This is a genomic window from Micromonospora sp. RTBAU3-60 (genome assembly GCF_054963695.1).
Genome location: NZ_JBUEGB010000015.1, coordinates 173,420 through 183,924 on the forward strand (window position 1 = coordinate 173,420; position 10,505 = coordinate 183,924).

Below are 10,505 nucleotides of genomic sequence, written 5' to 3' on the forward strand. Positions count from 1 at the left end.
GCGGCGCCGGCGTCGGCGGCCGAGCAGACGTTCATTCGTCGCCCAGGGTACGTGCCGTCAGGGCACCACATGGCCCGGGATGACGGAGCTGCGACGCGCCTCCCACTCCAGAAATCGCTCGGTCTCGGCGAGCACACTGCCGGCCAGCCAGGTGACCATCACCGCGTCGTCGGCCAGCCCGAACACCGCCAGCGGGATCTCCGGCAGCAGGTCGATCGGCGAGACCACGTACGCCGTGGCCGCGGCCATCAGGGCCAGCCGCAGGCCGCCGTCGTACTCCCCCTTCGCGGTGGCCCGGATCATCCGGGGCAGCGCCGCCAGCCGGGCGCCCAGCGAGGGACCGCCCCGCGTCCCCTTCGCCAGCGCCCGGGCCAGCGCGGCGAAGGCCGCGCTCCGCTTCAACGTCCTGCCCATCTCTCCTCGCCCCTCTCCACTCGCCCGACCAGGGTGCGACCCCGGTGCAAGAGCGCCGTCCGTCCCCGGGAACAGGTACCCCGAACCGTTCTCTGTCAGCCGCCCGATCGTGGAGAGCAGGTGTCGTAACGGCGCGATAGTGTCGGTTCATGGGGGAAGCTGGCTCCGTCGCACCGGCCGGCTGGCGGCGCGCCCGGCGGATCGCCCGCCTCGTGGCGATCGGCACGGGCGCCACCGTGGCGGCCACCGCAGCGACGGGCGGGGTGCTGCTCGGCCAGGCCCGGCAGGCGCGACGCACCATCCCGATGGCCGAGGCGCCTCCGCCACGCTGCGACGGGGTCTACGGCGCGAAGCTTCCCGGCCCGCCGGTCACCATGGTGATCCTGGGCGACTCCTCGGCCGCCGGCTACGGCGTGCACCGCCGCCGGGAGACTCCCGGGGCGCTGCTGGCCACCGGGCTGTCCCGCCGGCTGCACCGACCGGTCCGGCTGCACCGGTTCGCCGTGGTGGGCGCCCTGTCGGCCGGCCTGAAGCCGCAGGTCGAGTCGGCCCTGGAGGTCGAGCCGGACATCGCGGTCATCCTGGTCGGCGGCAACGACGTCACCAACCGCACCTCGCCGGCCGTGGCCGTGCGCTACCTGGTCGACGCGGTCCGCACGCTGCGCGCGGCCGGCTGCGAGGTGGTCGTCGGCACCTGCCCCGACCTCGGGGCCATCCAGCCGATCCAGCCACCGCTGCGCTGGCTGGCCCGCCGGTGGAGCCGCCAGCTCGCCGCGGCCCAGACGGTGGCCGTGGTCGAGGCCGGCGGCCGGACGGTCTCCCTCGGCGACCTGCTCGGTCCCCGGTTCGCCGCCGAGCCGGCCCGGATGTTCGCCTGGGACCGGTTCCATCCGTCCGCCGAGGGGTACGCGGTCGCCGCGGCGGCGATGCTGCCCACCCTGCTCTCCGCGCTCGGCGCCGGTCCGGAACGCCGGCCGCCGCTGCCCGGCCGGGAGGGCGTGCGGTCGCTCCCGGAGGCGGCCCACGAGGCGGCCCGGCACGCGGGCACCGAGGTCAGCGGCACCCAGGTCCGGGGCCGCGACCACGGACCGGGCGGGCGCTGGGCGCAGCTCCGGCGGCGTGCCTTCTTCGGCGTCGGCGCGGTGCCGCACTCCGGTGACCACGCCGAGTCACCGACCCTGGAGGGACTGGCATGAGCGGGCCCGGTGGGGGCATCATCAGGCACAACGCGAGCGTGACATGAGCACGGCTCGCGAGCCGACCGGCCCGTGCGCCGTCGGCCCTGGGGAGGTGTCGTCATGACGGGGCGTAACGAGTTCGTGGTCCGGCTGGGTCGGGCCGCGGCCCTCTCCCTGGTCGCCGGCACGGTGGGTGGAGCCGCGATCCTCGCCGGCCAGGCCATCGCCGCGCGCAACCGCCAGTACGCCCAGCCCGAGCTGAGCCTCGCGCTGCGCGCCACGGTCGGCCGGGCGGACGGGCCGCCGCTGCGGCTGGTGCTGCTCGGCGACTCGTCGGCGCTCGGCGTGGGAGTGGACCGCTTCGAGGAGACCATCGGCGGCCAGCTCGCCCACCTGCTCGGCGAGGGGCCGACCGGCCGGCGGGTGCACCTGTCCAGCGTGGGCGTCTCCGGGTCACGCTCCACCGACCTGGCCACCCAGGTGGCCCGGGCGTTGCTCGGGGAGCGCCCCGACGTGGCCGTGATCCTGATCGGGGCCAACGACGCGACCGCGATGGCCCGCCCCGCCGACGCGGCGGCCTACCTCGGTTCGGCGGTACGCCGGCTGCGCGAGGCGCACGTCGAGGTGGTGGTGGGCACCTGCCCCGACCTCGGCGCGGTCCGCGCGGTCGCGTCCCCGCTGCGGCACGTGCTCGCCTGGTCCGGGCGGCGGCTCGCCCGCGCCCAGACGGCGGCGGTGCTGAACGCCGGGGGCAGCGTGGTCGACCTGGGCACCGAGACCGGTCCGGTGTTCCGGGCGGACGCGGGGACGCTCTGCCAGGACGGTTTCCACCCGTCCGCCGACGGCTACCGGGTGTGGGCGCACGCCCTGCTGCCGGCGGTCGAGGCGGCGGCGGCGGTCGCCTCGCGGCACCACTGACCCGGCCCGCCGGGCGTGACATTTCCCGCCCGACGGCGAGCTTCCGCCACAAGTTACTCGCGGGTTAACGTTGGTTCATGCCGATTGAGTCGCCCCGCGACGCCGTCATCGTCGCCACCGCCCGGTCCCCCATCGGTCGCGCGTTCAAGGGTTCCCTGCGGGAGGTCCGCCCCGACGACCTGGCCGCCACCATCGTCCAGGCCGCCCTCGACAAGGTCCCCGCGCTGGACCCCACCACGATCGACGATCTCTACCTGGGCTGTGGGCTGCCCGGCGGCGAGCAGGGCTTCAACATGGGCCGGGTGGTCGCCACCCTGCTCGGCCTGGACGGCCTGCCCGGCGCCACGCTGACCCGATACTGCGCCTCCTCGCTGCAGACCACCCGGATGGCCATGCACGCGATCCGGGCGGGCGAGGGGGACGTCTTCATCTCCGCCGGCGTCGAGACCGTCTCCCGCTACGCCCGGGGCAACTCGGACACCCTGCCGCCCGAGGCACAGGCGCTGGTCGGCGGCGGCTGGGAGAATCCCCGCTTCGCCGCGGCCCGCGAGCGCTCCACGGCCCGCGCCCAGGGTGGGGCCGAGGTGTGGACCGATCCGCGCGAGGCCGGCCAGCTGCCCGACATCTACCTGGCGATGGGGCAGACAGCGGAGAACCTCGCCCAGGTCTACGACATCACCCGCGAGGACATGGACGCGTTCGGCGTACGCAGCCAGAACCTGGCCGAGAAGGCGATCGCGGACGGCTTCTGGGCCCGCGAGATCACCCCGGTGACCACCCCGGACGGCACGGTGGTCAGCGCCGACGACGGCCCCCGGCCGGGCGTGACCCTGGAGGGCGTCGCCGGCCTGCAGCCGGTCTTCCGCCCGGACGGCCGGATCACCGCCGGCAACTGCTGCCCGCTCAACGACGGCGCGGCCGCCGTGATCGTGATGAGCGCCCAGCGGGCGCGGGACCTCGGCCTCACCCCGCTGGCCCGGATCGTCTCGACCGGCGTCACCGCGCTGTCCCCGGAGATCATGGGCCTCGGCCCGGTCGAGGCGTCGAAGCAGGCGCTCCAGCGGGCCGGCATGACCATCGACGACGTCGACCTGGTCGAGATCAACGAGGCGTTCGCCGCGCAGGTGATCCCGTCGTACCGGCAGCTCGGCATCCCGGAGGAGAAGCTGAACGTGATGGGCGGCGCGATCGCCGTCGGGCACCCGTTCGGCATGACCGGGGCCCGGATCACCGGCACCCTGCTCAACGCCCTGGAGTGGCACGACAAGACCATCGGCCTGGAGACCATGTGCGTCGGCGGTGGTCAGGGCATGGCCATGGTGCTCGAACGGCTGACCTGATTCGGCGGAGATCGACCCGGGTACCGGAGGCGCCATGGCGACAGTTGTGGAACGGGAGCGCAAGTACTCCGGGGACGAGGGCTTCCGGCTGCCGGACCTGACCGGGTGCGGTGGCGTCGCGACCACCTCCGACGCCACCGCCCTCGACCTGGACGCGGTCTACCTGGACACCGCCGATCTCCGGCTGGCCCGGGGCGGCTTCGCGCTGCGGCGGCGTACCGGGGGACACGACGCGGGCTGGCACCTCAAGGTCGGGGCCACCGGCGGCCCCCGGACCGAATACCAGTTCCCGGCCGGGCCGGAGGACACCGACCCGCCGGCCGAGCTGGTCGCGCTCTTCCGGGCCGCGTCCCGTGGCCGGCCGGTCGCCCCGGCCGCCCGGATCGTCACCCGCCGCCGGGAAACCCGCCTCCTCGACCCGGCCGGCCGGACGCTGGCCGAGGTCGCCGAGGACAGCGTCGAGGCCCACGACCTGGTCGGTGGCGAGCGGCAGGCGTGGCACGAGATCGAGGTCGAGCTGGTCGACGGCGACGAGGCCCTGCTCGACGCGGTGGACGCGCGGCTGCGCGAGGCCGGGGCCCGGCCCGTACCCGTCGCCAAGTCGCAGCGGGCCCTCGCCGGCCGGCTCGCCGCCGCCCGGCCGACGCCCGCCGACCCGGGCGCGGCGCCCGTGCTCGACTACGCCACCGCCCAGCGCGACGCCCTGATCGGCAACCATCCGGGCGCCCGCAGCGGCGACGAGGACGCCGTGCACGACATGCGGGTCGCCGTCCGTCGGCTCCGCTCCACCCTGCGTACGTTCCGGGGGCTGTGGGACCGGCGGGAGAGCGAGTGGCTGCGCGGCGAGCTGCGCTGGCTGGCCGGGCAGCTCGGGCCGGCCCGGGACACCCAGGTGATGGCCGCCCGGCTCGCCGACGCCGTGCGCGCGGAACCGGACGAGCTGGTGCTCGGGCCGGTCGCGGCGCGACTCGCCGAGCGGTTCGCCGCCGACCTGGCCACCGCCCTCGACGACCTGCGCGCGGCGCTCGACTCCGACCGGTACACCGAGCTGCTGCGCCGGCTGGACGCGCTCCTGGAGGGGCCGACCACCCGAACGGTGGACGCCCGCTGGGTGGCCCGCCGGGTCCGCCGCGCGGTGACCCGGGCGGACGAGCGCCTGGACCGGGCGCTGGCCGGGCACCCCGGGACCGGCGCGGCGCCGGAACGTGCCGTCGACCGCTCCGGACGAGACGCGGAGCCCGACCACCCCGGCGGGACCGACGACGTCGCGCTGCACGAGGCGCGCAAGGCGGCCAAGGCGGCCCGGTACGCGGTCGAGGTGCGCGAGCCGGCCGTTGGGCAGCCCGCCAGCCGGCTGGTGGCGCGACTCAAGGAGCTGCAGGACCTGCTCGGCGCGCACCAGGACTCGACAGTCACCCGCGAGGTGCTGCGCCGGCAGGCGCTGCGGGCGTACGCCGACGGCGAGCACACCTTCACGTACGGACTCCTGCACGCCCGGCAGGCCGCGGCGGCCGACCGTGAGCTGCCGGGTCTGGTCCGGGCGCGGGACCGGGCCCGGCGGCGGAAGGTGCGGCGCTGGCTGAAACGGGCCGGCTGACGGCTGCGGCGCCGGAGCGGTGCCCCTGATCAGCTACAGCGCCGAGCGGGTCCCGGCCACCGCGGTCACGGCCTCGGCCAGCACCGACTCCGGCGGAGCGGCCGCCACCAGGTCGGCGGCGACCACCCGCAGCTGGTCGGGCAGGACCAGGTCGTTGCCGAGGCGGGGCACCTCCCGGCGCGGCTGACCCTCGGCGTCCGCCGCCAGGTTGGCGATCTCCTGCACCAGCTTGTGCACCAGGTCGGCCCGCGACACGTTGCCGCCCGCCGCCACCGCCGACCAGCGCGGCTGCTGCCAGTGCCCGACCTGCCGGACCAGCAGCTCCACCGCCCGCTCCAGTTCCGCTGCGCTCATCGCGGCCGAGTCTACGACGGCGCCAGGTCGCGGCGCGGCGGCAGACCAGCCTTCATTCGGACCGGAGCGCCGCCTATCGGCGCGGAGGCCGAATTATGGCCGCCAGCCGAGCTGGAGTCGTCGTACGGGTCAGCGCCGGGCGTAGCTGACCAGGCGGAGGATCTGCCAGTACAGGAAGATCAGCCCGACCAGCAGCCCGAACGCGCAGAACCAGGCGTAGCGGCGGGGCAGGCCGGCCCGGACCGACCGCTCGACCAGGTCGAAGTCGAGGATGAAACTGAACGCCCCGGCGATGATCGCCACCACCGAGAAGACCCACGGCAGCCAGCCGACCTGGCCGGTGAGGTTGTAGGCCTCCAGGGCCTGCCGCCCGGTGACCAGGTACGCGACGAGGTTGACCAGGCCGAGCGCCACGATCCCGAGCAGCGTCCCGACGACCAGCCGGGCCAGCCGCGGCGTGGCCCGGACCACCCGGGCCCGGTAGAGCAGCGCCATGCCGAGGAAGACGCCGAACGTGCCGATCACCGCCTGCGCCACGATCCCCGGATACACCATCTCGAAGGCCCGGCTCGCCACCCCGAGCAGCAGCCCCTGCAGCACCGCGTACGCGGCGATGAGCGGCGGGCTGGTGATCTGCCGGAGCGAGATGACCAGCACCAGCGCCAGGCTGGCCAGGGAACTGCCGACCAGCGCCGCCGAGACCCACACCGCCGGCGGTACGACCACCCAGGCGGCGACCGCCGTGACGCCGGTCAGCAGCAGCAGGCCGACGGTGCGGCTGACCACGTCGGCCACGGTCATTGTCTCGGCGGCCCCGACGCCGAGCACCTGGCGCTCGGTCCGACCGACGTCGTCAAGTCGGGTCAGCACCGGGTTGGCACTCCGCACCGCGACCTCCTCGCCGACGTACCCCGCTCCCACTCTGCCCCCGGTGATCCGGCGGCGGCGGGAAAACGACGACGCCCGCCGCCGCGGTCGCGGCAGGCGGGCGTCGCAGGTCGGGCGGCGGGCCGGTCAGTCGTCGCCCTGGAAGTAGCTGAGCAGGCGCAGCACCTCCAGGTAGAGCCAGACCAGGCCGACCACGATGCCGAACGCGGCGGTCCAGGCGTAACGCTGCGGCAGCCCCATCCGCACGCCGTCCTCGATCTGGGCGAAGTTGAGCACGAAGCTCAGCGAGGCGACCACGATGCAGACCAGGCTGAAGCCGATGCCCAGCGGGCCGCTGTCGCGCAGGCCGGTGTTCACGCCGAAGAGCGCGAGCACCAGGTTGATCAGCATGACCGCGAAGAGGCCACCGATCACCGCGATCATGATCCGGGTGAACTTCGGGGTGGCTCGGATGACCCGCGCCTTGTAGAGCGCCGCCATCAGGAAGAAGACACCGAAGGTCGCCACCACGGCCTGGAGCACGATGCCGTTGTAGAGCGACTCGAACGCCTTGCTGACCATGCCGACGAAGACGCCCTCGACGATCGAGTACGCCACCACCAACGCCGGGTTGGCCATCCGGGAGAACGAGATGATCATGCCGAGCACCAGACCGACGACCGCGGCACCGATCCAGGCGACGCCGACCAGAGCGTCCGGCACGAGCACCCAGGCCGCCGCGGCGGAGACGCCGAGGAGGCCGAGCAGCATGACCGTCTTGACGACGACGTCGTCCAGGGTCATCGGGGTCACGGTGGGCGGAGCCGCCGGGTAGCCGTACCCGGGGGTCGGGTACTGCTGCGGGTGCGGCTGGTACTGCTGCGGATATCCGGGCTGACCATACGGCCCGGGCTGGGCGTACCCGGCCGCCCGCTCACGCTCGGCCGCCTGGCCGAGCCGGGCGAGCACCGGGTTCGAGGTCTTCACTTCTCAGGCCTCCCTCAGGGGGTCGATGCACGTGAACGTGCCTCTCCAGGGTAAACGTGGCACGCACCCCAGCGCCGAGAGTGAAGCTGTGGGAAAGCTGAGAGTCTGGTGCCCGGGGCGGGGCTCGAACCCGCACGCCTTGCGGCAGCCGCTTTTAAGGCGGCCGTGTCTGCCGTTCCACCACCCGGGCGGGTGACACCGGCGCGCCGACACGCGGCGGTGCAGGTTCTCACCGTAGCCGTTGCGGCGCCGCCTGGCGTACCCCGCGGGGCGCCGCCGTTATGGTCGAGGCCGTGACCAGCGCCGCGCGCACCGCCCCCGGGCCCGACCGCGACCAGGCGGTCCACCTCGATCCGGCGGTCCCCCGCCCGGCCCGGGCGGCCCGCCTGCTGGCCATCCTGGTCCGGCACCGCGCGGACCTGCTCGCCGGACTGCTCTTCGCCCTGCTCGCCGGCTGGCTCACCCACGGGCTGTGGCCGGCCCCGGGGCAGCGCGTACTCGCGCTCAATCCGGCGGACCAGACCCTCTACGAGTGGTTCCTGGCCGTCGACTCGCGCGCCTGGCTGGGCGACTTCAGCCTGCTGACCGACCGGCTCAACGCCCCCGACGGGGTCAACCTGATGGCCAACACCACGGTCATCGCGCTCGGCGTGCTGTTCGCCCCGGTCACCTGGGCGTTCGGGGCGCCGGTCACCTTCGCCCTGCTGGCCGCCGGCAATCTGGCCGGCACGGCGGTCGCCTGGTACCTGCTCTTCACCCGGACGCTGCGGGCCCGCCGGCTCGCCGCCGGGCTCGGCGCCGCGCTCTGCGGCTTCGGCCCGAGCATGGTCTCGCAGAGCAACGGGCACCTGCACATGACCGCCCAGTGGCTGGTCCCGGTGATCGTCTGGTTGGTCGTCCGGCTGCTCCGGGCCGCCGACCCGGCCGGTCGCCCGGCCGGGCCGAACCGACGGCGGCTGGCCAGCTCGGCGGTCGGGCTGGCCACGGCGGTCACCGCCCAGCTCTTCGTCGGCGAGGAGGTGCTCTTCCTCACCGCGGTCACCCTGGCGGTGATGGCGCTGGCGTACGGGCTGACCGACCGGGCCCTGCTGCGCCGGGCGCTGCCAGAATTCGGCGGAGGGCTGATGATCGCCGCCGGTCTCGCGCTGCTCGTGCTGGCGTACCCGCTGTGGTACCAGTTCGCCGGGCCGCAGGGCGTCGCCGACGGCATGTTCAGCCCGGACTACTTCTCCGCCGACCTCACCGGTTGGACGACCTTCTCCCCACAGTCGGTGCTGGGCAACGCGACCGCGGCCCGGCTGACCACCGGCCCGGCGGAGTACAACACCTTCCTCGGCTGGCCGCTGCTGCTGGTCACCGCCGCCTGCGCGGTCTGGCTGGGCCGGCGCCCGCTGGTCGTCGCCTGCGTCGCCGGCGGGCTGGTCATGGCAGCGCTGTCCCTCGGCCCCCAGGTGATCATCGCCGGTGAGCGGACCGGGCTGCCCGCCCCGTACGCCCTGCTGGCCGGGGTGCCGGTGGTGGACGGCGCGCTGCCGACCCGGTTCGCCCTGGCGGTGCTGCCGCTGGCCGGGACCGTGCTGACCCTCGCCGTGGACCGGGCGCTGGCGGCACCCGGCCGGGCCCGGCAGCTGGTGCCGCTGGCCGTCGGCGCGGCCCTGCTCAGCGTCTTCCCCACCCCGCTGCCGACCACCGACCGGCCGGCGCTGCCCGAGTTCGTCACCGCCGGCCACTGGCGGCAGTGCGTACGCCCCGGCGAGGTGCTGGTCCCGGTGCCCACGGCCACCCCGACGGACCCATGGCCGATGCGCTGGGCCACCGCCGCGAACGCGGCGTTCGGCATGCCGGAGGGCTTCTTCATCGGCCCGTACGGCCCGGACGGCTCGGCGACCATGGGCACCTACAAGCGCCCCACCTCGGCCCTGCTCGCCGACGTCGCGAAACGGGGAGTGCCCGCCGCGATCGGCGACGAGCAGCGCCGGCAGGCAGCGCGCGACATCCGGTTCTGGGGCGCGTCGTGCGTGGCACTGACCGACGACGCGCCGCACGCGGAGACGCTGCGCCAGACGCTGGAGCAGCTCTTCGGGCCGGGCACCCGGGTCGCTGATGCCTGGACCTGGCGGTTCTGACGGTCTGGTTGCTGTTGCGGCTCTGGTCTTGGTGGGCTGGGCCCCGGTCTCTGCTTGCTCTTGTCGGCTACGTCCCGGCCTCTGGTTTCGCTTGTGAGCTGGGCCTGGATCGTTGGTTGCGCTTGTGGGCTGGGGGCGAGGATGACCGGCTCCGGGCGGTCAGGCTTGATCCCTGCGCCGGTCACCCTCGCCCCCAGCCCCGTCGTGCGCCTTGCCCGCCCGCCGGTCGCGGTTCTTCCTCTGGAGCCCGTTGCTGCTTTCTGATCTTGGACAGTTGCCGTTCACGGCGGACGGGTAACTGCCGCCGGTCGCGGTTCTTCCTCTGGCACGAACCGGTGCCGTTTGCCGATCTTGGACGGTTTCCCTTCGCTGCGGACGGGAACTATCCAAGAACTCTGGAGACGGTGCGCCCTGGAGACGATGCTCTCTGGAGGCGGCGTTCTCTGGAGACGGCGCTGGCCGGCACCCGTCTTCGGGTGCCGGCCAGCGGCTTGTGCGTGTTCTTCAGTTGGTCTGCTTGGTCAGCTTGGGTCAGCTGTTCCAGTACTGGGCGACCAGGTCAGCGGCCTGCTGCTCCCACTGGGCGTAGGCGTCCGGGTAGGCCGACACCTGCACCGTCTGCGCCGCCTGGGTCAGCGGCATGTCCTGCCAGCCGTCGACCTGCTTCAGGCCCTTCTCGAACGCCAGGGTCGCGTACTCGGGGTTGGTGATCTGCTCCGGCGTG

Annotated in this window: 9 protein-coding genes, 1 tRNA gene and 1 pseudogene; 5 read left to right on the forward strand and 6 right to left on the reverse strand. The window is 74.3% G+C overall.

Annotated elements, in window-relative coordinates; translation table 11 throughout:
- Positions 1-57: 57 nt before the first annotated feature.
- Positions 58-414: a YkvA family protein gene (locus ACY34I_RS17700; protein ID WP_148798985.1), complete on the reverse strand. Its 357-nt coding sequence runs from the start codon at positions 412-414 to the stop codon at positions 58-60.
- A 149-nt stretch (positions 415-563) separates the two neighbouring features.
- Here ACY34I_RS17700 and ACY34I_RS17705 point away from each other — a divergent pair, with 149 nt between their 5' ends.
- The 4 genes from ACY34I_RS17705 (at position 564) to ACY34I_RS17720 (ending at position 5,447) form a co-directional block, all read left to right on the forward strand.
- Complete coding sequence (locus tag ACY34I_RS17705) at positions 564-1,610, forward strand: SGNH/GDSL hydrolase family protein (RefSeq protein WP_462756095.1); 1,047 nt, start codon at positions 564-566, stop codon at positions 1,608-1,610.
- A 102-nt stretch (positions 1,611-1,712) separates the two neighbouring features.
- Positions 1,713-2,510, forward strand: a complete 798-nt coding sequence (locus ACY34I_RS17710; RefSeq protein WP_148798990.1) for an SGNH/GDSL hydrolase family protein — start codon at positions 1,713-1,715, stop codon at positions 2,508-2,510.
- A 77-nt stretch (positions 2,511-2,587) separates the two neighbouring features.
- Positions 2,588-3,850 (forward strand): acetyl-CoA C-acetyltransferase, encoded by a 1,263-nt coding sequence (locus ACY34I_RS17715; RefSeq protein ID WP_462756096.1) that lies wholly within the window; start codon positions 2,588-2,590, stop codon positions 3,848-3,850.
- 34 nt (positions 3,851-3,884) lie between these two features.
- On the forward strand, positions 3,885-5,447 hold the full coding sequence (locus tag ACY34I_RS17720; RefSeq protein ID WP_462756097.1) for a CYTH and CHAD domain-containing protein: 1,563 nt from the start codon (positions 3,885-3,887) through the stop codon (positions 5,445-5,447).
- A 33-nt stretch (positions 5,448-5,480) separates the two neighbouring features.
- Here the strand turns inward: ACY34I_RS17720 and ACY34I_RS17725 are convergent, their stop codons facing one another.
- The 4 genes from ACY34I_RS17725 to ACY34I_RS17740 all read right to left on the reverse strand — a co-directional run bounded on the left by ACY34I_RS17725 (position 5,481) and on the right by ACY34I_RS17740 (position 7,845).
- Positions 5,481-5,801: a hypothetical protein gene (locus ACY34I_RS17725; RefSeq protein ID WP_462756098.1), complete on the reverse strand. Its 321-nt coding sequence runs from the start codon at positions 5,799-5,801 to the stop codon at positions 5,481-5,483.
- A 129-nt stretch (positions 5,802-5,930) separates the two neighbouring features.
- Entirely contained in the window at positions 5,931-6,689 is a 759-nt protein-coding gene (locus ACY34I_RS17730; RefSeq protein WP_462756099.1) for a Bax inhibitor-1/YccA family protein, read from the reverse strand.
- 126 nt (positions 6,690-6,815) lie between these two features.
- Complete coding sequence (locus tag ACY34I_RS17735) at positions 6,816-7,655, reverse strand: Bax inhibitor-1/YccA family protein (protein ID WP_462756100.1); 840 nt, start codon at positions 7,653-7,655, stop codon at positions 6,816-6,818.
- A gap of 106 nt (positions 7,656-7,761) precedes the next feature.
- Positions 7,762-7,845: transfer RNA gene (locus ACY34I_RS17740), tRNA-Leu, on the reverse strand.
- 91 nt (positions 7,846-7,936) lie between these two features.
- Between ACY34I_RS17740 and ACY34I_RS17745 the strand changes: the two genes are divergently transcribed.
- On the forward strand, positions 7,937-9,781 hold the full coding sequence (locus tag ACY34I_RS17745; RefSeq protein WP_462756101.1) for a hypothetical protein: 1,845 nt from the start codon (positions 7,937-7,939) through the stop codon (positions 9,779-9,781).
- 531 nt (positions 9,782-10,312) lie between these two features.
- Here the strand turns inward: ACY34I_RS17745 and ACY34I_RS17750 are convergent.
- Positions 10,313-10,505: pseudogene (locus ACY34I_RS17750) on the reverse strand (hypothetical protein); the annotation flags it as partial.